General features: G+C 58.3%; 19 protein-coding genes and 1 pseudogene. 7 read left to right on the top strand and 13 right to left on the bottom strand.

What is annotated here, in order from left to right; translation table 11 throughout:
- Positions 1–46 precede the first annotated feature (46 nt).
- The 5 genes from IFU29_RS15810 to IFU29_RS15790 are packed head-to-tail and all read right to left on the bottom strand — an operon-like array spanning position 47 to position 5,593.
- Positions 47–904, bottom strand: a complete 858-nt coding sequence (locus IFU29_RS15810; protein ID WP_191934761.1) for a phosphogluconate dehydrogenase C-terminal domain-containing protein — start codon at positions 902–904, stop codon at positions 47–49.
- On the bottom strand, positions 901–1,713 hold the full coding sequence (locus tag IFU29_RS15805; RefSeq protein ID WP_137268759.1) for a sugar phosphate isomerase/epimerase family protein: 813 nt from the start codon (positions 1,711–1,713) through the stop codon (positions 901–903). Before IFU29_RS15805 ends, IFU29_RS15810 begins: the two co-directional genes overlap by 4 nt.
- Positions 1,714–2,499: a triose-phosphate isomerase family protein gene (locus IFU29_RS15800; RefSeq protein WP_280638618.1), complete on the bottom strand. Its 786-nt coding sequence runs from the start codon at positions 2,497–2,499 to the stop codon at positions 1,714–1,716.
- Complete coding sequence (locus tag IFU29_RS15795; protein ID WP_118663527.1) at positions 2,496–4,256, bottom strand: dihydroxyacetone kinase family protein; 1,761 nt, start codon at positions 4,254–4,256, stop codon at positions 2,496–2,498. Before IFU29_RS15795 ends, IFU29_RS15800 begins: the two co-directional genes overlap by 4 nt.
- Positions 4,253–5,593 (bottom strand): MFS transporter, encoded by a 1,341-nt coding sequence (locus IFU29_RS15790; protein ID WP_191934760.1) that lies wholly within the window; start codon positions 5,591–5,593, stop codon positions 4,253–4,255. The genes IFU29_RS15795 and IFU29_RS15790 overlap by 4 nt, the downstream gene beginning before the upstream one ends.
- Positions 5,594–6,012: 419 nt before the next feature.
- Here IFU29_RS15790 and rpiB point away from each other — a divergent pair, with 419 nt between their 5' ends.
- The 3 genes from rpiB to tkt all read left to right on the top strand — a co-directional run bounded on the left by rpiB (position 6,013) and on the right by tkt (position 9,768).
- The gene (rpiB, locus tag IFU29_RS15785; protein WP_191934759.1) at positions 6,013–6,471 is read left to right on the top strand and encodes a ribose 5-phosphate isomerase B; all 459 of its coding nucleotides are present in this window, start codon (positions 6,013–6,015) and stop codon (positions 6,469–6,471) included.
- Between the two features lie 276 nt (positions 6,472–6,747).
- Positions 6,748–7,698, top strand: a complete 951-nt coding sequence (gene tal / locus IFU29_RS15780; protein WP_062744852.1) for a transaldolase — start codon at positions 6,748–6,750, stop codon at positions 7,696–7,698.
- A 69-nt stretch (positions 7,699–7,767) separates the two neighbouring features.
- Positions 7,768–9,768: a transketolase gene (gene tkt, locus IFU29_RS15775; RefSeq protein ID WP_191934758.1), complete on the top strand. Its 2,001-nt coding sequence runs from the start codon at positions 7,768–7,770 to the stop codon at positions 9,766–9,768.
- Positions 9,769–9,813: 45 nt separating this feature from the next.
- Here the strand turns inward: tkt and IFU29_RS15770 are convergent, their stop codons facing one another.
- From IFU29_RS15770 to IFU29_RS15755, 4 genes are all read right to left on the bottom strand, one after another.
- The gene (locus IFU29_RS15770; RefSeq protein WP_191934757.1) at positions 9,814–12,876 is read right to left on the bottom strand and encodes an efflux RND transporter permease subunit; all 3,063 of its coding nucleotides are present in this window, start codon (positions 12,874–12,876) and stop codon (positions 9,814–9,816) included.
- Complete coding sequence (locus tag IFU29_RS15765; protein ID WP_191934756.1) at positions 12,873–14,015, bottom strand: efflux RND transporter periplasmic adaptor subunit; 1,143 nt, start codon at positions 14,013–14,015, stop codon at positions 12,873–12,875. Before IFU29_RS15765 ends, IFU29_RS15770 begins: the two co-directional genes overlap by 4 nt.
- 78 nt (positions 14,016–14,093) lie before the next feature.
- Positions 14,094–15,296: a sensor histidine kinase gene (locus IFU29_RS15760; protein WP_191934755.1), complete on the bottom strand. Its 1,203-nt coding sequence runs from the start codon at positions 15,294–15,296 to the stop codon at positions 14,094–14,096.
- Positions 15,293–15,988, bottom strand: coding sequence for a response regulator (locus IFU29_RS15755; RefSeq protein WP_191934754.1), 696 nt, complete (start codon positions 15,986–15,988; stop codon positions 15,293–15,295). The genes IFU29_RS15760 and IFU29_RS15755 overlap by 4 nt, the downstream gene beginning before the upstream one ends.
- A gap of 121 nt (positions 15,989–16,109) precedes the next feature.
- On the opposite strand from IFU29_RS15755, the gene IFU29_RS15750 reads away from it, so the two are divergent.
- Together IFU29_RS15750 and IFU29_RS22665 are read left to right on the top strand one after the other, a co-directional pair.
- Positions 16,110–16,892, top strand: coding sequence for a MipA/OmpV family protein (locus IFU29_RS15750; RefSeq protein WP_191934753.1), 783 nt, complete (start codon positions 16,110–16,112; stop codon positions 16,890–16,892).
- 14 nt (positions 16,893–16,906) lie between these two features.
- Complete coding sequence (locus IFU29_RS22665; protein WP_274604299.1) at positions 16,907–17,038, top strand: hypothetical protein; 132 nt, start codon at positions 16,907–16,909, stop codon at positions 17,036–17,038.
- Positions 17,039–17,055: 17 nt separating this feature from the next.
- Here the strand turns inward: IFU29_RS22665 and IFU29_RS15745 are convergent, their stop codons facing one another.
- Positions 17,056–18,153 (bottom strand): DUF1176 domain-containing protein, encoded by a 1,098-nt coding sequence (locus IFU29_RS15745; protein ID WP_191934752.1) that lies wholly within the window; start codon positions 18,151–18,153, stop codon positions 17,056–17,058.
- A 490-nt stretch (positions 18,154–18,643) separates the two neighbouring features.
- Here IFU29_RS15745 and IFU29_RS15740 point away from each other — a divergent pair.
- Positions 18,644–19,041 (top strand): annotated as a pseudogene (locus IFU29_RS15740) (DeoR/GlpR family DNA-binding transcription regulator); the annotation flags it as partial.
- A gap of 168 nt (positions 19,042–19,209) precedes the next feature.
- Here IFU29_RS15740 and nudK read toward each other — a convergent pair.
- The 3 genes from nudK to IFU29_RS15725 form a co-directional block, all read right to left on the bottom strand.
- Complete coding sequence (gene nudK, locus IFU29_RS15735) at positions 19,210–19,788, bottom strand: GDP-mannose pyrophosphatase NudK (RefSeq protein ID WP_191934751.1); 579 nt, start codon at positions 19,786–19,788, stop codon at positions 19,210–19,212.
- Between the two features lie 148 nt (positions 19,789–19,936).
- On the bottom strand, positions 19,937–21,385 hold the full coding sequence (gene ansP, locus IFU29_RS15730) for an L-asparagine permease (protein WP_191934830.1): 1,449 nt from the start codon (positions 21,383–21,385) through the stop codon (positions 19,937–19,939).
- A 338-nt stretch (positions 21,386–21,723) separates the two neighbouring features.
- Positions 21,724–21,999, bottom strand: a complete 276-nt coding sequence (locus IFU29_RS15725; RefSeq protein WP_191934829.1) for a DUF1471 domain-containing protein — start codon at positions 21,997–21,999, stop codon at positions 21,724–21,726.
- Between the two features lie 253 nt (positions 22,000–22,252).
- On the opposite strand from IFU29_RS15725, the gene narQ reads away from it, so the two are divergent.
- On the top strand, positions 22,253–23,935 hold the full coding sequence (gene narQ / locus IFU29_RS15720) for a nitrate/nitrite two-component system sensor histidine kinase NarQ (RefSeq protein ID WP_191934750.1): 1,683 nt from the start codon (positions 22,253–22,255) through the stop codon (positions 23,933–23,935).
- The last annotated feature ends 3 nt before the right edge of the window (positions 23,936–23,938 follow it).

The raw sequence follows: 23,938 nt of genomic DNA, 5'->3' as shown, positions 1-23,938 counted from the left end.
CGCCTCAGGCAACAATTTATACCATTTTATGCCATCCGACAGAGGATTAACGACGGATCGCGTCGATTTTGAGCATTCGCGCAATGACGAGATCCAGTTCTTTCTCATCGAAAATCTGTTTCCAGTCCGGCTTAATGATCTTCTCGCGGCCATACTCCATCGCAATCATACAGGCATCCGAGAAGGGGTTAGTGGCACGGAATGCAACGGCCAGAGCAATCTGGATATGCCCGTACAGCATCGCTTTGGCTGCCTCTTCCGGTACGCCCGAGTGTTTTACCGTCTCATCCAGCGCTTCTTTCATAAAGGAACCGACCATGCAGGCGACGGTTTCCACCAGCGTAGGCTCCAGGTAGGCCAGCTGTTTTACGGTAACCCAGTGAACCTGCTCAACCGGGCCGTACATCACGCCGATCACCTTACTCAGCTCCGCTTTCTGCGCGTCGCTGCCGCTCTCGAAGGAGGCCGCCACATGCTGAATAGCGGCAACACCGCCGAACGCATCCGCATGCTCTTCTTTTGTGTAGCGGTCGAGAAACACAGAAGGATGGCATGGGTGTGCCACGGCGTAATGAATACCGTCACGCAGCGCAATCAGATTGGCATAGGCTGCCGCCGGATCCAGCGTCAACAGGGTGGCCCCGGCTTTCATCAACGGCACAATGCCTTCAGAGACTTTGCCTAAGACAATGTCCGGTACCGCAAGGATAACAACGTCGCTGTGTGGCACTACGGATTCAGCGCTGGAAAGCTCACGCCCCTGCTCCGTGACCTGCGCCTGCGCTTTCGGTGCGCTCTCACAGTAAAACACCTGATAGTGGCTGCGCTGCAAATTCGCTGAAATACGCATGCCCATCTTTCCGCCTGCGCCAATCACGGTGATCGTGGTTAATACTGTGCTCATAGTGACTCCTGAAGGTGTTTGTGACGTAAAAAGTCAACGCTCTGTTGCGTCCACTCAGCTTCGCGCTGGCAGGTGCTTTCAGCATCCTGCTGCCACGGTAGCCAGTGTTCGACGATCTGGTTAATGCCGCGCTCGGCCGGGCGCACCCGGGCCATGAGCAGGTCGTAGTCAAGCAGCCCTTCTCCCAGCGGGCAGCCGGTCAGCGTAAACCCCACCCAGCCCTCCTGACGGGTAAAGGCAAAATCTTTGATATGCAGGTTAAGCACCCGATGTGCGGTATGGGCAATCACCTGTTGCGGGAGCTCCAGCGCCGCTACGCAATTGGCCGGGTCAAGGCAAACACCGAGGAAACCAGAAGAAAAACGATCAATCACAGACATCATCTGCACGCTATTCACCTGTTCGTACGTTTCCAGACACAGCCTCACTTGCTGGCGTTCAAACTGCGGCAGAATAGTCTCGATCAGCCCGGCGGCTTCAGTCAGCGTCGGACGGTGGCTGACGCTGTTAAACATTGAGCGGATTAGCGATACCTGTAACACCTGTGCGATGTGCAAATAACGCTGTAAGTGAACGGTTTGCAGACCGCGTGTGCCGAGTTCCAGCTCAATGCCGAGCGCCTCAGCCTGCTGGCGGAGGGTATCCAGTTCGGCATCGCTCCAGGTTTCAATCTGCGGATAGTCGCAAATCTGAAACAACGTCACGCCCATTGAGGCCGTTTTTTCCAGCATCTGCGCCAGAGTCATGGGGGCCGCTACCCGTTCAGAGGCACGCCAGAAAAATGCGTAGGTACTTAAACCAATAGCCATTTATGCCTCCTGTCGTGGTGTGCTGCGGGCCAGTGAGGCCGCCTCATCAATGATTTCCGCCAGGGCGTCAGGCCGGTGGGCAAAGCGCCCGAGGAATAAACCACTGACCTGATGGCCCAGCCGGTTCAATAAACCCGGCCCGGCGCTACCTCCGTAAATCACACGAAAACCGATCTCTCCAGGTTCGCTGAGCTGACGTAAGCCCGTGCAGACCTCGCCAATAAAGGCATCCGGGGCCGGTGATGGGGCACCAATAGCCCACTGCGGTTCCCAGGCCAGAATCACCTCCCCACGCAGCTGCTGTTGACGTGCCTGACTGAGTGCTGACGTTATCTGCTGGCGGCAAAAGTCAATCGCCTGCTCACTACTGAGATGCTGCTCCTCACCCAGACACAGTACCGGGGTCAGACCGTTGCGCAGCGCAGCTGCCAGTTTTTTTGCCACCTGATCCTCATCTTCAGCAAAATGACGGCGACGTTCTGCGTGGCCCACTTCTACATAACGACAGCCAATTTCCGCCAGCATCGGACCGCTGACCTCGCCAGTCCAGGCCCCCCCGTCTTCCCAGGCGAGATCCTGTGCCCCAACGCTGACCTCCGTATTGGCAAAAATCTGTTTTATCGCCGGGATCGCGGGGAAAGCGGGCAGTACAAACAGCGCCACGTCACCACTGACAATCGCCGGATGCTGACGGGCAATTTCAGCCACCTGCTGGCTCCAGGTGAGCGTTTGCTGATAGCCGAAATACATTTTCAGGCTGACACCGAGGATGATACGCGCGCTCACTGGCTGGCCTCCTGAAGTGCTGGCTTCGCCGGCGCACAGGCCTCGAGCACCCGCAGTACCTTATTGACGATGAGCGCCAGTGAGACGGCCCCGGCATCCGGTGTCCCGAGGCTTTTCTCAGCCAACGGACGTGCCCGGCCCATTTTCGGCAGCAGTTGCGCGGTCTCGCTGGCGCTTTGTGTGGCCTGCCGTGAAGCTACAGCCCAGGCATCGGTTAGCGTGTCTCCCGCCGCGACCCGTTCCGTCAGACGGTCGCTGAACGGCACCAGCACATCGACCATGGTTTTGTCCCCTGGCTTCGCTTTACCAAAGTGCATAATGCCCTCTTTAGCGTGCCGGACGCCCAGCGCCACGCGCCGGGCATCGGGTGATGTCTCATCGCCCAGCGCTGTACCGATTGCTGTCAGCAATACGCCCCACAGTGCGCCAGAGGTACCGCCAGCCTGATCAGCCCAGGCATCGGCGGCACGGCAGAGCAGTGTTCCCGCCCCGGCCTGCCGCTGCTGCATCTCGCGCGCTTTTTCCAGCGCCCCCAACGATCCACGCACCATGCCAATACCGTGGTCGCCGTCGCCGGCGACCGCATCGATGCGCCCCAGTTCAGCGGCGTGCTCTTCAATCACTTCCGCGATAGCCGTGATCACGGACAGCACACAGCGGGATGCCTGCCTGGAAGCCGCACTGGCGACCGGAACAATATCCACCTCCGGTAGGTTCTGAGCGGCGGCATCCAGCGGCTCTGCTTTCAGTACGCTGCCTTTACGAAACGCCGGGGCATTGGCCGGGGCGCGCCACAGTGTTTCAAGCTCATCATCCAGCCACAGCAGCGTCAGTGAGGCCCCCGCCATATTAAAACTGGTGACAAACTCGCCCACCTCCGGCTCCACGACCACCAGCCCTTCAGCAGTCAGAAGCTGGGCCACACGGCGATAGACAACAAACAGCTCTTCATATTTTACCGACCCCAGTCCGTTCAGGATCGGTGCCACGCGCTGCCCCTGGCGCTGGCTAATCTCTTCCGGGCACTCTTTCATCAGGCTGCTGACGAACAGCTCTGCCAGCGAATCGGCTGCCGGGATATCACATTCGCGGATACCCGGTTCGCCGTGGATACCCATCCCCAGGGCCATGGTGCCGTGTGCCACGCTGAACAGCGGTTGAGTGGCTCCCGGCAGCGTACAGCCCGAGAACGCCACGCCCAGTGAACGGGTACGGTGATTAGCATAACGAGCCAGACGGGCTACCTCTGCCAGCGAATAACCCGCCTCGGCCGCCGCAGCGGCGACTTTGAACACCGCAAGATCGCCCGCCACACCACGCCGTTTTTCACGTTCCGACAGCGCCGCGCTGGAAATATCATCTGTCACGGCCAGCAGTTCGCAGTCAATACCTTCCGCTTTCAGCCGTTCACAGGCCTGGCCAAAATGCAGCACATCTCCCGCATAATTACCAAAAGCCAGCAGGACGCCGCCGCCGTTATCGGCCGCACGGGCCACATTGTAGATTTGTTGAGCCGAGGGGGAAGCAAACAGGTTTCCCATCGCCGCCCCGTGCGCCATACCCTGCCCGACCAGACCTGAAAAGGCCGGATAGTGGCCAGAACCGCCGCCAATCACCACCGCAACACATCCCGCAGGGCTTCGGGTGCTGCGCACAACGCCCCCCGGCACCTGGCGCACTTTATCGGCGTTGGCCGCCACGAAACCCTCAATCAGTTCACTGGCAAAGGCTGAGGGTTGATTAAACAGATAAGTCATTGGGATGGCTCCTGTGGGACAGGACTGGACTGAAATCCAGAACGTCTGGCGTTAAGTAACAGCATCAGTAGCGCAGAGAGCAGCATGAAGCCGCCCACTACCATCATTGAAACGGTGTAGCCGCCGGTGGCGTCATGCAGCATTCCGGTGAGGTAACCCGCCGAAAAACCGGCGACATTACCCAGGGTGTTGATCAACGCAATCGCGGCGGCGGCAGAAGCCCCGGTGAGGAATTGTGTCGGCAGCGTCCAGAAGTTAGGTAGCGCGGCAAAGATTGAGCTGGCAGTCACTGATATCACCAGCATGGTCGCCAGCGGTGATTCCATATAAAGGGCCAGCGGTACGCTGACAGCCCCGGTCAGGGCAGGCAGTGCGATATGCCAGGTTTTGCAACCCCGGCGGCTTGCATCACGCGACCAGAAGAACATCACTACGGCAGCTACCAGATACGGTGCCCCGGTGATTAACCCCTTCTCAATCACGTTGAACGAGGTGCCAAACTGCTGCTGGAACCCGGCAATGATGGTCGGCAGGAAGAAGGCCAGGGCATACAGGCCATAGATAAAGCCGAAATAGATCAAACAGAGCAGCCAGACGCGGCCATTGGTCATCACGCTACGCAGACTGGCATGAGCCGTTGTGCCTTTTTCACGCTGCTCTTTTTCCAGCGCCGTGGTGAGCCACGCTTTCTCCTCTTTATTGAGCCACTTCGCCTCACGCGGCGAGTCCACCAGATAGAACCAGGCCACAATGCCGATGACAATCGCCGGAAGGGAAACACCGAGGAACATCACGCGCCAGCCGGACAGACCAAACAGGCCGTGTTGCTCAATCAGTGCTGCGGCTAGTGGCGCACCCAGCACCACCGTCAGCGGCTGGGCAAGATAGAACAGCGACAGCACTTTACTGCGGTGCTTCGCCGGTACCCACATGCTGAGAAACAGAATAGCCCCCGGGAAGAAGCCCGCTTCGGCAATCCCCAGCAGCATTCGCAAGGTGTACAGCCCCTCAACACTGCTCACCCACGTAAAGAGCAGGGAAACAATGCCCCAGCTGACCATGATACGTGCCAGCCATTTCCGCGCGCCAAAGCGGTGTAGCGCCAGATTACTTGGTACTTCCAGCAGGATATAACCGATAAAGAAAACCCCGGATGCCAGACCGAACTGCACCGCAGTCAGTCCAAGATCCTGTGTCATACCATTAGGCCCGGCAAAAGAGATCGCCGTGCGGTCAAGGAAGTTGATAAAGAACATCAGGGCCACAAAGGGCACCAGCCGCAGTGAGACCTTACGGATGGCCGATTTTTCAATCGCCTGCGAGTTCAGGGCAGTCATACGATACCTCCGGCGAACTGGAGAGCAGAACAGAGACAATGACGCTGGCGATAACACACCAGATCTGGTGTAGGTAAAAGGCTGATTTGACGCATGGTTGAGTCCTCAGTGGGTCTTCTTGTGCATTGCATCAATGCGTGAACAAATGAACACTATCTGTATTAATGTTCATTTCCCAGCGGGGAAAACCAAAACTGTGACGCATCTCAAAACCTTTAAATTTGCATTTTATGGCCAATAACACGCTAAACCGCAGGGAATAAGGAAAAAAGGCTCGAAAAAATAATACGGAAGAATAAAACAAAAGAACAATGATTGAACATATGAACACAAATGAGGTAGGGTAATCCTGAACCGTTACCGGGATCCTCTTCTCTGAAAGCGATCCGGTAACCCTGATATCTCAGCGGGAGTAACCTATGTCCTCTATTGCGATTGGCGCCGATGATGCGGCCCTGGAATTAAAAAACCTGATCAAGCAACTGCTGCTGGAAAAGAATATTGAGGTCAGCGACTACAGTAATGACGGTGGGGCCACAGGCCCCATCTACCCCGATATCGCCTGGAACGTGGCGAACGCGATTCGTGAAGGCAGGCATCAGCGCGGGATCCTGATCTGCGGCACCGGAATTGGCATGGCGATTGTGGCGAATAAAGTGCCGGGTATCCGCGCGGCACAGTGCCATGACACCTACTCTGCCGAGCGTGCCCGTAAAAGTAACAATGCACAGGTGATGACGCTGGGGGCGCGCGTTGTTGGGCCAGAGCTGGCGCGCAGCATTGTCAACAGCTGGCTAAACTCTGAATTTGAAGGCGGAGGGTCGTTGGAAAAAGTGGAGAAAATCAGTTATTACGAGCACAAAGTCGGCGAAAAGTAATCCTGATGTGCGGTATTAGCCCCGCCGCACCCCCTGTTTGCCACGAGCTGCTACACTTTACTGTCGTGATATTTTTGCCAGTTGACTGGCCCATTGGGCGAACCCATCGCAACAATCAGAGAAAACGCATTCCCATCTTCGCGGGTCTGATGCAATGTTTCGCCTAAGAATACTCAGCCGTGTCCGGTAGAGTTGTTGCGTATTGCCTGTTAAAACAGCCGCAGCACACGCGTCACGGTCAAATTTGCATCACCGATTGTTATCAAGGAGCTTTAGATGAACCAGTTAGACGCACTGAAACAATTCACCACCGTGGTGGCTGATAGTGGCGATATTGAATCCATCCGTAATTACCACCCGGAAGATGCCACAACCAACCCGTCTCTGATCCTGAAAGCCTCTGGCCTCGACTCTTACAAACATCTGATTACCGACGCTATCGACTACGCCAAAAAACAGGGCGGCAGTAAAGAAACCCAGATTATCAATGCCAGTGATAAAGTGGCGATTAACCTCGGGCTGGAAATCCTGAAAAGCGTACCGGGCCGTGTGTCTACCGAAGTGGATGCGCGCCTCTCCTTCGATCGCGGCATGTGCGTCACTAAAGCAGAAAAGCTGGTGAGAATGTATGAAGAGCACGGCATTGACCGTTCGCGCATTCTGATCAAGCTGGCCTCCACCTGGGAGGGGATCAAAGCGGCTGAGGAACTGGAGAAAAACGGTATCCAGTGTAACCTGACCCTGCTGTTCTCCTTCGCTCAGGCTCGTGCCTGCGCCGAAGCCGGTGTGTTCCTGATCTCCCCGTTCGTGGGCCGTATTTACGACTGGTACAACAGCCGTAAGCCGCTCGACCCGTACGTGGTTGATGAAGATCCTGGCGTGAAATCGGTCCGTAGCATTTACGAATACTACAAACAGCACCGCTACAACACCGTCATCATGGGTGCCAGCTTCCGTAAAACGGAGCAGATCCTGGCGCTGGCAGGCTGCGACCGTCTGACGATTGCCCCTAACCTGCTGGAAGAGCTACAGGCCAGCAACGCCCCGGTTGAGCGTAAACTGACGCCATCCACTCAGGCCTTCCACCAGCCGGCTCCGCTGTCTGAAGCGGAATTCCGCTGGGAGCACAATCAGGATCCGATGGCGGTAGAAAAACTGGCCGAAGGTATCCGTCAGTTCGCCGTTGACCAGCAGAACCTGGAAGATGTGCTGGCCGCGCGCCTGTAATTCCCCCGCTTTCCAACCCTGTTCCCCGGGCGGATCGTCGATCCGCCCTCACGTATTCTGGAGGAAATAATGTCTTCACGTAAAGAACTGGCAAATGCCATCCGTGCGCTAAGTATGGACGCGGTGCAAAAAGCCAAATCTGGCCACCCCGGTGCTCCGATGGGCATGGCCGATATCGCTGAAGTCCTGTGGCGTGAGTTCCTGCATCACAATCCGAACAACCCGGCCTGGGCCGACCGTGACCGTTTTATCCTGTCTAACGGCCACGCTTCGATGCTGCTCTACAGCCTGCTGCACCTCTCCGGTTACGATCTGCCGATGTCCGAGCTGAAGAACTTCCGCCAGCTGCATTCAAAAACCCCGGGTCACCCGGAGCTGGGCTACACGCCGGGCGTTGAGACCACCACCGGGCCGCTGGGCCAGGGCCTGGCGAACGCCGTCGGTCTGGCCATTGCAGAACGCACGCTGGGCGCGCAGTTTAACCGCCCCGGCCATGAAATTGTCGACCACCACACCTATGTATTTATGGGCGATGGTTGCCTGATGGAAGGTATCTCCCACGAAGTCTGCTCACTGGCGGGAACGCTGGGTCTGGGCAAACTGATTGGCTTCTACGATCACAACGGCATCTCGATTGATGGCGAAGTGGAAGGCTGGTTTACCGATGACACGGCTCAACGTTTTGAATCCTACCACTGGCATGTGATCCGCGACATAGACGGTCACAACCCGGATGCGATTGCCAGCGCTATCAAAGAGGCGCAGAGCGTGACGGATAAGCCGTCCCTGCTGATCTGTAAAACCGTGATTGGCTTCGGCTCACCGAACAAAGCCGGGAAAGAAGAAGCCCACGGCGCAGCGCTGGGTGATGAAGAAGTGGCGCTGACGCGTAAAGCGCTGGGCTGGAATTATCCACCGTTTGAGATCCCGAAAGAGATTTACGCCCAGTGGGATGCGAAAGAAGCCGGTGCCAGAGCGGAAAAAGCCTGGGACGAGAAATTTGCTGCCTATCAGGCCGCACACCCGGAGCTGGCCGCCGAGTATACCCGCCGTATGACCGGTGGTATGCCTGAGAACTGGCAGGCAGAAACGCAGAAATACATTGAGAAGCTGCAGGCTAACCCGCAGAAAATTGCCAGCCGTAAGGCCTCGCAGAACGCCCTGGAAGCTTACGGTCCGCTGCTGAAAGAGTTCCTGGGCGGCTCTGCTGACCTGGCCCCGAGTAACCTGACCATCTGGTCTGGCTCGAAGTCGATCAAAGAGGACGAGGCGGGTAACTATATCCACTACGGCGTGCGCGAATTTGGGATGACGGCGATTGCCAATGGCCTGGCCCATCACGGTGGCTTTATTCCTTATACGGCGACCTTCCTGATGTTTGTGGAATATGCCCGTAACGCCGTACGTATGGCGGCGCTGATGAAAGCCCGTCAGATTATGGTCTATACCCACGACTCCATCGGTCTCGGGGAAGATGGCCCGACGCACCAGCCGGTTGAACAGATTGCCAGCCTGCGCGTCACGCCCAATATGAGCGTCTGGCGTCCGTGCGATCAGGTTGAAACGGCCGTAGCGTGGAAACATGCCGTTGAGCGACATCATGGCCCGACCGCGCTGATCCTCTCGCGTCAGAACCTGGCGCAGCCGGAGCGAACGAAAGAGCAGCTGGCGAATATTTCACGCGGCGGCTACGTACTGAAAGACAGCGACGGTACCCCGGAGGTGATCCTGATTGCCACCGGCTCCGAAGTGGAAATCACCCTGGGTGCGGCCGACAAGCTGACCGCCAGCGGCCACAAGGTTCGGGTCGTCTCCCTGCCATCAACCGATCTGTTTGATGCCCAGGATGCCGCCTACCGCGAATCCGTGCTGCCGTCCGGCGTTCAGGCGCGCGTGGCCGTGGAAGCGGGCATAGCCGACTACTGGTATAAGTATGTTGGCCTGAACGGTGCCATCGTCGGCATGACCGGCTTTGGGGAATCAGCCCCGGCCGAGAAGCTGTTCCCGGAGTTTGGCTTCACCGTGGAAAACATTGTCAGCCACGCCGAGGCGCTGCTGAAGCCGCACTGATGGCCCGTTTTCCTCCGTACACTGAACCGCCGAAAGGCGGTTTTTTTATGGCTTCGCCGCAGCCTCGTCGCGGATCGCCAGACTGAGGCAGGCGGGCAGCACCGTCAGCGTCACCAGCGTCGCCACCAGCAATCCGCCAATAATGGCATAAGCCATAGGCCCCCAGAATACCTGCTCCGCTATCGGGATCATGCCGAGGATAGCCGCGCAGGCGGTCAGCATAATCGGACGGGCGCGATGGTGTGCGGCGGCAGTAATCGCATCCTCTTTGGCCATCCCCCGCTGCAAATTGCTGTCCACCTCGCTGATTAAAATCACCGCATTACGGATGATCATACCGGCGAGTGCAATCATTCCCAGCAGCGCAACAAAGCCCATCGGCGTGCCGGTGGGGAGCATCGCCAGCACGATACCAATCAGGCCGAAGGGGGCCATCAGCAGCGCCAGCAGCATCCGTGAGAAGCGCTGTAACTGAACCATCAGCAGGATCAGCATAAAGAACAGCGTCACCGGCAGCACGGCAAACACCGAACTGTTGCCCTTATCTGACTCGGCCACCGCGCCCCCCTCTTCAATCCGGTACTCCGGCGGCAGGGCGTCCCGCACCCGTGCGACAGATGCTGCCAGCTGCTGTGAGACGGCTTCCGCACGCCGCCCCGGTGCCAGGTCGGTCTGCACGGTGATAAATGGCAGGCGCTGGTGACGCCAGATAACGGGATCCTGAATCCCCCAGTTAAGGGTCGCCACCTGGCTTAACGGCACCTTTACGCCGCTGCTGGCGGTGAGTTGCAGTGTGGAGAGTGTTGACAGATCCTGGCGTTCTGCATCATTTGCCCGCAGCACCACGTCCACCAGCCGGTTGCCGTCACGAACTGTTGTCACCACGCTGCCCGACCAGAGGGTATTCAGCGCGCTGGCCACGCTTTCCGAAGAGAGACCGGCTGCGCGGGCGGCGGTCTGGTTAATCTGCAGCGTAACCACGCGCTCCGGCTCCCCGGCGGTGAGGTTTACTTCGCGGGTGGCCGGACTGTCGCCCAGGATACCGGCGAGCTGGCGGGCGATCGCCTGCACCCGATGATAGTCCGGCCCGCTCACGCGGTATTTAAGCGGCCAGCCGACCGGTGGGCCAAGCTCCAGCGGCGACACGCGCGTGGCGATATCGCCAAATCCGGCGGAGAGGATATGTTCCAGCTGCTTGCGCAGCGCTTCCCGGTCCTCAAGGCTCTTCGCTACCACCACCAGCTGGGCCGTATTTTCGTTGTCCAGCAGCACATCCATCGGCAGATAGAAGCGGATCGCGCCGGTGCCAATATAGCTGGAAAAATGGTCAATATGCGGGTTCCCGCGCAGTGCCTGCTCCAGCCGTTCCGTCCGCCGTTCGGTTTCAGCCTGCGAAGCATTACCGGGCAGCGTCAGGCTGACCAGCAGTTCGGGCCGGTCGGACGCCGGGAAAAATTCCCCCTGCATAAACGTAGTCCCCCACCCTGCCAGCACCAGCAGGATCAGTGCCATGGATACCGTTTTCAGCCGGTGGCGCAGCGCCAGTGCCAGCAGCCGGTGATAGCCACGCGCCAGGCGCCCCGGCCCGTGTTGGTGGGGGCTGAGGGTCGCGGGCAGCAGCCAGGTACCGGTCAGTGGGGAAAACAGGATGGCCACCACCCACGAAGAGAGCAGCGCAATCATCACCACGGCGAACAGGGAAAAACAGTACTCCCCGGCGCTGGAGGCAGCAAATCCGACCGGAATAAACCCGGCGATCATCACCAGCGTACCTGTCAGCATCGGGAAGGCCGTGGTTTCAAACGCATGGCTGGCGGCCTTCCAGCGGCTGTCTCCCGCCTCGAGCCTCGACACCATGGTTTCCACGGTGATCATCGCATCGTCCACCAGCAGCCCGAGCGCGATAATCAGCGCGCCCAGTGAAATCCGCTGCAAACCGATCCCGGCCAGCATCATGCCGGTAAAGGTAATGGCCAGCACCAGCGGGATTGCCGTGGCCACCACCAGCCCGGCGCGCATTCCCAGCGAGATAAACGAGACCGCCATTACGATAATCACCGCTTCTGCCAGCACCCGGGTGAAGCCACTGACCGCTTGCTGAACGACCTTGCTCTGGTCGGCGACCCGGGTCATCTCAATCCCGTGCGGCAGTCCGGCCTGAATGGCCGCCATACGCTGGCTGAGCGCCTCGCCAAAATGGATCATATTCCCGGTGGCAGCCATAGAGATCGCCAGCCCAATGGCGGGCTGGCCGTTAACGCGAAATGCGGACGCCGGCGGCTCCGCGGCCTGGCGAGTTACCGTGGCAATATCACTCAGGGGAATATACCGCTGGCCGATATGCAGGACGACGGCCCGCAGGCTCTCTGCTGACCCCAGCGCCCCGGTGACACGCAGGGCGATGTTTTCCCGGTCGCTGCGAATTTCCCCGGCCGGTGCCACGGCATTCTGTGCGGCAATGGCGGCGGTAACCTGCTGGAGATCCAGCCCCAGCCCGGCCATTTTACGCGGCGAAAAGGCAATGACGATCTGCTCTTCCTGCACGCCGGTCAGGATAATTTTCCCCATATCCGGCAGTGACATCAGGCTGCGCCGAATATCCTCTACCCGGTCACGCAGCTCACGTGGGGTGAAGCCCTCGGCGGTAAAACCGTAAATGGTGCCGAACGTATCATCAAACTCGTCGTTCACCTGCGGCGTCTGTACGCCCTGCGGCAGGGAAGGCGCAATATCTTCGACCTTCTTGCGCACCTGATACCAGATACCCGCAACGGCGGCAGGCGGCGTATCGTCGCGCAGATTGATAAAAATGACCGCCTGCCCGGCGCGGGTTTCACTCTCGACATAGTCGAGGTAAGGGATCTCCTGCAGCTTTTTTTCCAGCGTATCGGTGACCAGATTGACGGTATCTTTTACATCGGCTCCGGGCCAGGCGGCCGTCACCACGGCGGTCTTGATGGTAAAGGCCGGATCCTCGTTGCGCGGCAGGTTCATATAGCTGAAGGTTCCCGCCGCCATCACCAGCAGCATAAAGAAGACAATCAGCTGCTGGTGCTGTAGCGCCCAGGTGGAAAGGTTAAAACGTGACGCGGTTTTTTTCGGGTTCATTCTCCGTCCTCCAGCAGCGTGACTTTTTCACCGTCGCGCAATTTGCTGACACCGGCCGTCACCACCGCTTCCCCGGGGCGAACCCCTGCGGTGACGGAAATGTCCGTCACCGTGAAGGCCCCCAGCGTGACCGGGCGCAGCCGCACCCGTTGTTGGGCGCGATCGACCACAAATACGGCGGCCTGATCCCCCAGCCGGGTCAACGCCGACGCCGGCAGGCTGATACTGCGCGTGCCCTCACGCCGCCAGTTCACCTGGACGCTGGCCCCCAGCGCCATGCTTTCCGGAGGATGATCCAGCGTTACGCGCACCCGCCAGGTGCGCGTCTGGGGATCGGCCTGCGGGCTGACGTCTCGCAGGTGCGCCTGAACCTGAATGGTGGGGTCGGCCAGCAGCGACACGCGAACCACGGCGGGGTTACTTTGCGTCAGCGCCTGCGGATCGCTGAGGTCAAACACGGCGTCGCGGCCGCCGCCTGCCGCCAGGGTGAACACTGCCTGTCCGGCACTGACCACCTGACCGGGCTGGGCGCTGACCGCAGTAATAATGCCGTCTGACGGTGCGGTCAGTCGGGTCCAGCTCAGGCTGTCCTGCGCATTTTTCAGTGCAGCCTCGCTGCTCTGCCTTTTGGATAAGGCCGCCTGCCAGTCTGACCGGGCCGTATCGAGCTGCATGCGGGCAATGGCACCGGTTTTTGTCAGCGTGGTCATCCGTTGCAGATTCAGCGCCGCTACCCGTTCAGCCGCCTGCGCACTGGCCAGATCAGCCCGCGCGCTGCCAAGCTGGTTCAGCCCCGTGCTGTTATCCTGCACCGCCAGTAACTGCCCTGCTTTCACCCGGTCACCGACATCCACGGCACGCGAAATCAGGCGGCCATCCAGACGAAAAGCCAGCGTTGTTTCATCCGTTGCGCGGATCTCTCCGGTCTGCGACAGCAGGCTGCCGGAAAGCGAGGCCGGGGCAATCACATAGCGAACAGGACGGACGTGCGGCGATGCCGGCTGTCCCTTGTCACCGCAGGCAGCGAGAAGAAAAATCAGCGGAAACGAGAACAGCCACAGACAGTGGACAGAGAGCCGGCCAGGCAGGTTGAGGTGGTGCAGTATGTGGCGGGCGTAGTCAGTAAAGGTATCGGTCATAGGGCTATTCCTGTGCGGTGATAGCCCTATTCAATCGTGCGACTGTCCAGATTTGCTGCACGTCCTGTCAAGGAAATGTCAATTCAACTGATTTTTCATTCCCGCCTCAGGAATGGCAAACGGCAGATAGAGGCTTATCGTCAGCCCCCGGTGTTCGGGCTGTGAGGCCACCAGCTTCCCCCCGCAGGCTTCACAGATAGCGCGGGCTATCGACAGGCCAAGCCCGCTGCCGCCAGAGTGGCGCGCGCGGGATGATTCGGCGCGGGTGAACCGTTCAAACATCAGCGGCAGAAACGCGGCATCCACACCCGGCCCATGATCGGTAAAAGCAATCAGGTAGCCTTTAAGATGGGGCTTTATCTCAATATCCAGCACCTTGCCTTCGGCAGCATAGCGCACCGCATTTTCCAGCAGGATAGTAAACACCTGCCCCATTCTGAACGGATCGCCGCGAAAAACGGCGGGGGCCGGTGCACTGACGTTAATGCTCATTGCGGCCGCTACGGCCTGAGGCCTGATCCAGGCTACCCGCTCGTTCAGCAGTTCCACCAGATCAAAGGTATTGAGGGTAAACGTGAGCTGTCCCGCATCGGCAAGGGACAGTAGATGCAGCTCATCCGTGAGACGGTTCAGGTGTTGCAGCTGCTTCATCACCATATTTAACTGGGTCAGATCGGGCGCAAACACGCCGTCCAGCATGCCCTGCAGCCGTCCGATAGCGGCGGTCAGCGGCGATCGCAGCTCGTGAGCCATCGCAACATGGGAAGCCCGCAGTTCCCGATCGTAACGTTCCAGCTGCCGGGACATCAGATTAAAGTCTTCCGTGAACTGCGCCAGCTCCGCAGGCGCGTTTTCCACCGTATCGGCCCGGGTACCAAATTCGCCGTGCGCCACGGATCGTGCCGCCGTGGCCAGCCGGCTGAACTGCTCCGAAAGCGGCCTGGCGGCACGTAGTCCGAGAACAATAATCACCGGCATGGCCATCAGGATTAACACCCACAACGTTATCCAGTCAGAAGAGGTGATGTCAGGCACTGAATAGCTGATGCCAAACCCGGCATCCGCCAGCTGGTGAAAGCGTAAGACGTCGCGTTCGGGATTTTTTAACAGGATAGCCAGCTCCTGACTCTCTGCGGGCGGCATACGGTTGAGCACCCAGTATTTCTGGATCACAAAGCGCAGCCACATGCAGAAGCCGATCATCACCACCGACCCCATCACCAGCGCAAGGATCCGCATGCAGATCCAGCGCCACAGACTCTGTTCTTTTGGCTGACTCATGGCTGTCTGAACCGGTAGCCGACGCCGCGCACGTTATGCAGCACGTCCGCAATGCCCGCGTTTTCCAGTTTCTTACGCAGGTTGTATACGTGAGTATCCACCACGCGCTCCAGCGCTTCGCTCTCGGGCAGGCAGCGCTCCAGCAGCTGCTGGCGGGAAAAAGGATAGGTCTGGGACTGCATCAGCGTGGTGAGCAGGGAGAGTTCCGTCGGCGTAAGCTCCAGCCAGGTGACGCTTTCGCCGTCGTGCCTGACCACCGCCGTCAGCGACTCCGTATCCACTTCCAGCCCCTGCCAGCGTAGGAGCTCTTTCTGACCGGTACGCACGGAAGCCCGGCGCAGCACGGCATGCACGCGTGCCACCACTTCACCGGGGTTGTACGGTTTAACAACGTAATCATCGGCCCCGTAGCGCAGCGCGCCGATTTTGTCCGGCGTGTCGCCCATGGCGGAAACCATAATCACCGGAATATCGCCCTTGCGCCGCACGGCGGCCAGCACATCACTGCCGTTCATCACCGGCAGCATAATATCCAGCAGGATCAGATCTGGCTTCCAGCTCTGCGCCATCTCCAGCCCGGCAAGACCGTCGCTGGCGATCGCCACATTAAAGCTTTCCCGCCGTAAATAAGCTTCCAGGACATTAGCCGCATCCGCGTCGTCCTCAATAATCAGTACGCGTTTCATCTGCATTTACTCACCTTGATTGTTTCTTCATAAAACCCTGGCAGGAAATTGACACTGCCTGTTCATCATTCGGTATCAGATGCGCGGCCGCTTGGGAGCCGTAATGATTCGGTGCTGAGGAGCGACGATGATAACCAGAAAACTTACCCTGTGCATTAGCTGTATTGCCGTTATGAACATCACGCTGATCGCCGGTGCCTGCGCCGCCGATCCGACCAGCCTGACCGTGGGGGTTGGCGCGACCAGTGCCCCGCGTTACAGCGGGTCCGACCAGCGCCAGTGGCAGTTTGCCCCGGTCATTCAGGCGCGTGATGGCGCGGTGTTTTTTGATTCGCAAAAGGGGCTGGGCTATGACCTGCAGGCTGATTCGGGACTCTATCTTGAACACACGCTGGGCTACAGCCTGGGGCGGTCAGAGAAAAACGCGTCATGGCGTGACGGGTCCGACAAACTGAAAGGGATGGGAAATATTGACGCCGCCCTGAACACGGCGGTCGCGGTCGGCTGGACCATTGAACCCTGGCTGTCCGTCGAGGGCAAAGCAACGCTGCCGTTAAGCGACAGTCAGGGGGTGCAATATCAGACGTCGGTGACGCTGATCCCCCTGCAAAACGACAGCGATACGCTGGCCTTCCAGTCTGCCGCGTTATTCGGTGACAGCCGCTATATGAATACCTTTTACGGAGTCAGCGGGCAGCAGAGCACCCGCAGCGGGTATCGCCGCTATTCGGCCCCCGGCGGCCTTTATGGTGTGGAAAACAGCGTCACCTGGGGACATCAGTTTACGCCGCAGTGGGGCACCACGCTGGTGGCAGGCTACACCTGGCTCAGTGATCATGCGGGTGACAGCCCGATTGTTTTCCGCCGTAACGAAGCCACAGCGACAGCGGCCGTCACCTACACCTTTTAATGAGCATGAAGAAGGTGACGCGGTTAACCTCACGGCTGGGCGATTTTCTTACCGACTATGACGTGGGGTTCGTGGCGCTGACCCTGGCTGGAATTGCCGCCATCCATTTACTGTTTTATTACCTGATGGCCTATTGCGATGCCTGAGCGCAGCGAGCACCGGCTCACTGCGCCTGCATTGCCACCATGCCCGGGTCCTGCTGCGGTGCAACGGACTGGCTTTCCCACAGTACCGGCCACTGATCGCTGCTGTGCCAGGCGTCACAGGTTTTCTCCTGTGCGTACTCTGCCAGCACGAACTGGCGGCCATTATACTGCCAGCGCGTGGCCACCCCGCAGTCGCCCAGCCCGCGATCCTTACTAAAGGTCAGAAGCTCACCGCGCGCCGCGTCAAAGTCGGCATTCACCAGCTCCAGATTATTATCGCTGCGATCCGGCAAAGAAAACGGCAGGGTCAGGGTAATACTTTTCGACACATAGGGGGCTGTCCGCGTCACCTCAAACGCCAGATCGATGACGTTGTAGGCCCCCATTTCACAGCTGACCAGCAGCAGCGCTTTGTCATCACTGAGCGGTGAAACACTGACTTCACGGCGCAGTGGATCCAGCGAACAGCTATCGCTGTTCACCCGCCAGGTGCCAAAATCAATCAGCCCGCTCGACTCCTCTTGGGTCAGGGCCTGCGGCATTCGCGGCGGCGCACTGATCTGCGGTAGCTGCGGGGCGGGCGGGACGCGGCTGGCCGCGTCATTGCCGCGCTGGATCAGGGCGCTACTGCCGTTCACCCTCCCCTGAATTTCATCCATCAGCATCAGTGCTTCCTTGAGCCCGCGCATGCCGATCACCGCATCCGCCCGGTACAGCAGTTGCAGCGTACCGGCGTCCATCACCTGCGCCAGGAATTCATCTATCGAAATGGCGTGCGTGGTCAGCAGGTGATGCGGCTCCACCTCCCAGTGTTTGAGATCGAGCCGCAGCCGCCGCCCGTCCAGCAGCAGATTGTCACGCAGCGCACCGCCGGGCAGCGGTCCGCTGTAACGATTACCGTAATCAAGACGCAGCTGTGTCGGGGCATCGCTGCCAGCCTCACGCTCCAGCGTCATCGCCAGGCCGTTATTGCCGGGAATGCTGCGCACTTCGCAGCTGTTGAGATTGTTACAGGTGATCTGCCAGTCAGAGAAGGTCTTCTGCAACGGCTGTGCCTGTCCAGAAGCGACGTAAGAGAGCGAAAGCAACCATAACCATTTCGTCCAGTAAGACATTGCTCGATGAAGTCCCTGTAAGGTAATGCAGAAAAGAAAGCCCGTGACGGGCAACCCGTAGGGCCCCTCTATCATGCTCAGTTAACGTCATGGCCTCAATCAGATTTATCGGACAGTCGCCTGTGCCGGGGGGGGAATGGGTCAACACCACATAAACGGTTAGCAACAGTGATGATATTTTCAGTTACCGATAAAATGTCAGGAAATCAATTTTAGCAAAAGCCAGCATATTCACCCCAATTAATGTGACACACGTCACTCTTATATAAGAAACAACAGTAAAACCCCTGCATTTATTTAGAGAGCGATCACTTTATGGCGCAACGTTAACCCCCGGGGGCCGGACGCCTGTCTGGTGCGCATTTTGCGCGGAACGATGCCGTACCTTTTATCTACACCGGAGATATTTATGATGCCGATTGAACGTCAGCGACAAATCATCGACATACTCAGCCAGCAGGGCCGCGCACTGGTGGCTGGACGGGCGGAGTGGTGCCTGGCCCGCCAGCTGCCGGATATTGAATTAAACGTACTCACTCATTCACTGAGAACGGTAGAAACACGGGCGGTAAAAAGCAATTTACGCACCCGCTGTCTCAGCGGTGAATATTCTGCCCGCAATGAAGATTTTACCGGCGTGGTGGCTGCGCGTCCCCTCACGGAGTTTTTAATTAATAAAGCCTTCTTTTCCTGCGGCAGCTTGGGTACCGACGGTTATCTGCGGGAAGGGAATGAATAAAAGGGCATTTAAAACAGCAGGTGCTGCTGGCGTCTGAAAGGAAATACTTATTGCTGGATACCGGTAAATTTCTGCAACCGTCGTTTGCCCATATTTGTCATTACCGCGACGTCGACTTTTTAATTACCGACAGCCTGAAAGATAAAGAATGACAACAGGCGCTGGCGTGGAACGGGGCCAATATTAGTGACTGCTCGCGCCGTCAGGGGCGGCTCATTCCATGCCGCCGTATGCCGATGCGTTAGCCCGGCTACAGCAGCATCCGCCCAATCCAGGCCATCGCTCCGCACACGGCGATCTGTGTCAGTCGGTGATGGTTAATGGTGCAGCCAGCCCTCCAGCAGCGCGTGCTGCAACAGCGTCACGGTTTTACCGTCCTGGATCCGGCCATCCTTCACCATCGCCCAGGCCTCCGGGAAGGTCATTTCCAGCACGTCAATATCCTCGTCATCAATGCCGCCGCCCGCGTTGTCACGCCGCGACTCACTGTACTCGGCCGCAAAAAAGTGCACCATTTCGGTAACGCCGCCCGGGGACATATACAGGGCAAACAGCTTCTCCACCTCCCCGACCACGTAGCCGGTTTCCTCTGTGGCCTCGCGGCGAATGCACACTTCCGGGGAGTCGTCGTCCAGCAGTCCGGCGCAGGTTTCAATCAGCATGCCCGAAGGATTACCGTTTACCCAGGTGGCAATACGGAACTGGCGCGTCAGCACCACGCTGTTTTTTTCGCGATTGTACAGCAGGATGGTGGCACCGTTGCCGCGATCGTAAACTTCGCGTTTATGGCGGAGGGTGGAGCCGTCTTTTTTCGTCAGGTCGTAAGTGAAATTACGCAGGGTGAACCAGTTTTCTGACAGGATCTTATTTTTGATAACGTCAATCTTGGCTGACATACCGTCTCCGTTTGGGTTTCCGGGAGAGGAGGATCATAGAGGGTTTTGACGGCCAGAGCGATGAGAATAATAAGAAAAGGCGGCCCGGTGAGGGCCGCCCTGCTTAAGCAACTCGGGGAACAGGACGATGACATCGTCCCCCGGTTTATCAGTGGTTGTGTTCTTCCTGCGCCAGCGCATGAACCCGCTTGCGCGCGCCAAACCAGCCCAGCACCAGCACGATGGCAATCAGCGGGATAGCCGCCACGGTGTAGGTCCCGTTCGGATAGTCAAATGCCATCAGCACCAGCACGCTGAACAGGAACAGCAGCGTTAACCATGAAGTAAACGGAGCCCACGGCAGCTTGAAACTGACATCTTCCGCTTTGCCTTCTTTAATGGCTTTGCGCAGGCGCATCTGGCACACCACGATAAACGCCCAGGAAGAGAGGATCCCCAGCGCCGCGACGTTCAGCACTATTTCGAAGACGCGGGAGGGCACCACATAGTTCAGGTAGACACCAATAATGTAGACACCGATGGTCACCAGGATACCCATGTAAGGAACCTGCTGGCCGCTCATTTTCGACATGAATTTCGGTGCGGAGCCGCCCATCGACATGGAGCGCAGAATACGTCCCGTCGAGTAGAGGCCTGAGTTCAGACTGGACAGCGCCGCGCTCAGTACCACGATATTCATAATGCTGCCGACGTAAGGTACGCCAAGTTTGGAGAAGAAGGTCACAAACGGACTCTGCCCTGCCTGATAGGCATTCCACGGCAGCAGAAGGACCAGCAGCACCACCGACCCGACGTAGAACAGGCCGATACGCCAGATCACGCTGTTAATTGCTTTTGGCAGCATGGTTTTCGGGTCTTTACACTCGCCAGCCGCCGTGCCCACCAGTTCAATGGAGGCGAAGGCAAACACCACCCCCTGCACCAGCACCAGCGCCGGCATCAGACCGTTCGGGAAGAAGCCGCCGTTATCGCTGATCAGGTGGAAGCCCGTCGCATTGCCATCCAGCGGCTTGCCGCTGCCGAGGAACACCACGCCCACCACCAGGAAGATGACAATCGCCAGCACTTTAATCAGGGCAAACCAGAACTCCATTTCGGCAAACCACTTCACGCCGATCATGTTCATGGTGCCAACAATGGCCAGCGCCCCGAGGGCAAACACCCACTGCGGCACATCGCCGAACGCGCCCCAGTAGTGCATATACAGCGCAACGGCGGTGATATCGACAATCCCGGTCATCGCCCAGTTAACAAAGTACATCCAGCCCGCCACGTAGGAGGCTTTTTCACCGAGGAATTCGCGGGAATAAGAAACGAAACTGCCGCTTGAGGGACGGTGCAGAACCAGTTCACCCAGCGCACGAAGAATGAAGAAAGAGAAAATACCACAGACCAGATAGACAATGGCCAGTGCCGGACCGGCGGCCTGCAGGCGGGAGCCCGCACCGAGAAACAGCCCTGTACCAATCGCGCCACCGATGGCAATCATCTGTACGTGACGATTGTCCATAGCTTTATGGTAGCCAGAATCATGAGAGTTTAACCAACGCCTTCTTGCAGCGCGCTTTTCTGCGCCCGTTTTCTTTTCAGCTTTCATTGTCATTCCTATTTCCTGTCCACAAAGTGATGCGGTTACCTGTCCCGGGTATCCTGTTTCTTATAGGCCAACCAAACGATTGCGTACGCGACGCAGGCGTGGAAGATCCCCCTGTTTGCTGTAATTTTATTCATGACGCAAGCAGGGAAATCGCGGCGATGCATCCTAACCGTTCTGATTAATCGACGCAAAAATTCCACGCTGGAAATCGTGAGCTTTTGTAATTTTTGTCGGGTGGCGCATAAAAAAACCGACCGCAATTTGCGGTCGGTCAGTGCAAGCACTAAAGACTACACAGGGACAGACAGGGACTACAGGAGATGAGGGTAAAACAGGGCTTAACGGTAAATCTCAGCGTTTCCTGACCAGAGGCTGGAATCGCCCGGGGTGTTGGCACCGATCACCCGGAAGCTGCTGGCGCCCATGGCATCGGCTTTTTTCGCCAGATGACGGGTGGCATCATCCAGCGTGCCTCTGACGCCATTCACCGACACCGTGCCAATACTTTGCAAATCTGCCGCCTGGCTTTGTCCCACCTGCGTGGCGGCCAGCGTAGAGAATGACGTTGCAGCAAGCAGTGTGGCCGCGATCACTGCGGGTAACATCTTGTTCATCATGAAGCTCCTCGGGGAATCGTTTCGATTAATGTAGTGACGGGATTGATTATTACCTTTTCAATGAAAAGCAGAGTGAGCAGGGCGTAAAGCCGTTAAAACATTCCTGGTATTGCGCGTAACACTGCCAAGAAGCGTAAAGAGATATGTCGAATTTCAGCAGATGTAACCGTCAGTGACAGTCCGGTACTACTGCTTCAGTAAACCTTAGCGCGGCGTTATAATAACCCTCCTGATATTAAGGATGATTAATGTGACCATCACCCGCTCCCTGACGCACAGCCTGGCCCGCGCGCTGTTTACTATTGTTCTTCTGTCCGTCATTTCCAGCGGGCTGGCGCTGCTGACGCTTTCCGGCAGCTTGCGCGATGCAGAAGCAGTCAATCTGGCAGGCTCCCTGCGGATGCAGGTCTATCGCCTGAGCTGGGACATCAGCACGCGCTCCCCCCTTTCTGCACAGCATATCGCCGACTATCAGCGCACACTGCACTCCCCTGCGCTGGAAGCGCTGGACCGTTTTTATGTGCCGGATACCGTGCGCCAGCGCTATCGTGAACTGCTGGTCACCGCGCGGCAGACCGCCTCCGCGACAGCGGGAAACCACCAGCAGGTGATTACCGAGGTTGATAAAATCGACCAGTTTGTGCTGGCTCTGCAGCACTGGGCCGAGCTGAAAATGCGTCTGGCCGCCCTCGCCTGCCTGCTGGGTTTACTGGCCATTAGCCTGAGGGTCTGGTTTATTCTGCGTCATATTCGCCAGCGGGTGGTCGGCCCGCTGCAACAGCTGGTCAGCGCCAGCGAAGCGATTGAACAGCGGCGCTTTCATCTCCCCCCACTCAGCACCGGCCTGCCAAATGAACTGGGGGTGCTGGCACGGGCGTTTACCCGAATGTCCGGCGAACTGGAAAAGTCGTGGCGGGCGATGTCCCTGAATGTGGAGGAAAAGACCGCCGATTTAACCCAGGCCAACCGCCGCCTCAGGCTGCTGTACGCCTGTTCGCAGCAGCTCAGTCACAGCATCAAGGGGCAGGAGGCGTTTCAGCAAACGCTGCGGCTGGTGTCTGACCATGAAAAGCTCAGTTACATTGAGCTTTCCACGCCCGAGTTTGGGCGACTGAGCGCAGGGCGTAGTGTGCCGGACAGGGCGTGGCAAACGCTGCCCCTTCACTCACACCCGGAGCAGCCCCCCTGCGGTGTGCTGCACTGGCAGGCGGAGGAGAGCGAGTCGCCGCTGATGAAAAGCGTGGCGGCTTTACTCGTCCATGCGCTGGAGCTGTGGCAGGCACAGCAGCAGGTGCAGAGTCTGCTGCTGCTGGAGGAGCGTGCGACCATCGCCCGTGAACTGCATGATTCGCTGGCGCAATCCCTGACCTTTTTACGCATTCAGCTGGTCAGACTGAAACGTACTCTGGACGCGGAGGCTACCGCTGCGAGGGAGATCGTGACCGAGTTTGAAGAGGCGCTGAGCACGGCAAACCGGCAGCTGCGCGAACTGCTCACCACCTTCCGGCTGACCATTGAACCGGCCAGCCTGACGCGCGCCCTGGAGCAGGTCATCGCTCCCCTGCGCCAGCAGACCGCCGCACCGATTGTGCTGAAGGGACAGCTTGAAGTGCGGCTTCCGGCCCAGCAGCATATTCACGTATTGCAGATTGTCCGCGAGGCCCTGCTTAATGCCGTACAGCATGCGAACTCAACGGAGATCGCCGTCAGCGGCGATTACGACGCGACAAGCGGGCTGACGATAGTCATTGATGATAACGGCGTGGGCATTGCCTCGCTGGAAGAACCCGAGGGTCACTACGGCCTGAACATCATGCATGAGCGCGCTGCAAGGCTGAACGGCCAGCTGACCATCGTGCGCCATGCGCACGGAGGCACGCGCGTGTCTTTACACTTTAAACCGCTAACCGAAATGGGTTCTGACAAGGAGTAGCAC

This window comes from Erwinia persicina (assembly GCF_014838825.1).
GTDB classification, from domain to species: Bacteria; Pseudomonadota; Gammaproteobacteria; order Enterobacterales; family Enterobacteriaceae; genus Erwinia; species Erwinia persicina_A.
This window is presented reverse-complemented; position numbering and strand designations above follow the sequence as displayed.

What these genes read in the sequence shown, in the direction of transcription:
- IFU29_RS15810 (WP_191934761.1), bottom strand. Translation starts at nt 904, where the DNA reads ATGAGCACAGTATTAACCACGATCACCGTGATTGGCGCAGGCGGAAAG.
- IFU29_RS15805 (WP_137268759.1), bottom strand. Translation starts at nt 1,713, where the DNA reads ATGGCTATTGGTTTAAGTACCTACGCATTTTTCTGGCGTGCCTCTGAA.
- IFU29_RS15795 (WP_118663527.1), bottom strand. Translation starts at nt 4,256, where the DNA reads ATGACTTATCTGTTTAATCAACCCTCAGCCTTTGCCAGTGAACTGATT.
- IFU29_RS15790 (WP_191934760.1), bottom strand. Translation starts at nt 5,593, where the DNA reads ATGACTGCCCTGAACTCGCAGGCGATTGAAAAATCGGCCATCCGTAAG.
- rpiB (WP_191934759.1), top strand. Translation starts at nt 6,013, where the DNA reads ATGTCCTCTATTGCGATTGGCGCCGATGATGCGGCCCTGGAATTAAAA.
- tal (WP_062744852.1), top strand. Translation starts at nt 6,748, where the DNA reads ATGAACCAGTTAGACGCACTGAAACAATTCACCACCGTGGTGGCTGAT.
- tkt (WP_191934758.1), top strand. Translation starts at nt 7,768, where the DNA reads ATGTCTTCACGTAAAGAACTGGCAAATGCCATCCGTGCGCTAAGTATG.
- IFU29_RS15770 (WP_191934757.1), bottom strand. Translation starts at nt 12,876, where the DNA reads ATGAACCCGAAAAAAACCGCGTCACGTTTTAACCTTTCCACCTGGGCG.
- IFU29_RS15765 (WP_191934756.1), bottom strand. Translation starts at nt 14,015, where the DNA reads ATGACCGATACCTTTACTGACTACGCCCGCCACATACTGCACCACCTC.
- IFU29_RS15760 (WP_191934755.1), bottom strand. Translation starts at nt 15,296, where the DNA reads ATGAGTCAGCCAAAAGAACAGAGTCTGTGGCGCTGGATCTGCATGCGG.
- IFU29_RS15755 (WP_191934754.1), bottom strand. Translation starts at nt 15,988, where the DNA reads ATGCAGATGAAACGCGTACTGATTATTGAGGACGACGCGGATGCGGCT.
- IFU29_RS15750 (WP_191934753.1), top strand. Translation starts at nt 16,110, where the DNA reads ATGATAACCAGAAAACTTACCCTGTGCATTAGCTGTATTGCCGTTATG.
- IFU29_RS15745 (WP_191934752.1), bottom strand. Translation starts at nt 18,153, where the DNA reads ATGTCTTACTGGACGAAATGGTTATGGTTGCTTTCGCTCTCTTACGTC.
- nudK (WP_191934751.1), bottom strand. Translation starts at nt 19,788, where the DNA reads ATGTCAGCCAAGATTGACGTTATCAAAAATAAGATCCTGTCAGAAAAC.
- ansP (WP_191934830.1), bottom strand. Translation starts at nt 21,385, where the DNA reads ATGAAAGCTGAAAAGAAAACGGGCGCAGAAAAGCGCGCTGCAAGAAGG.
- IFU29_RS15725 (WP_191934829.1), bottom strand. Translation starts at nt 21,999, where the DNA reads ATGAACAAGATGTTACCCGCAGTGATCGCGGCCACACTGCTTGCTGCA.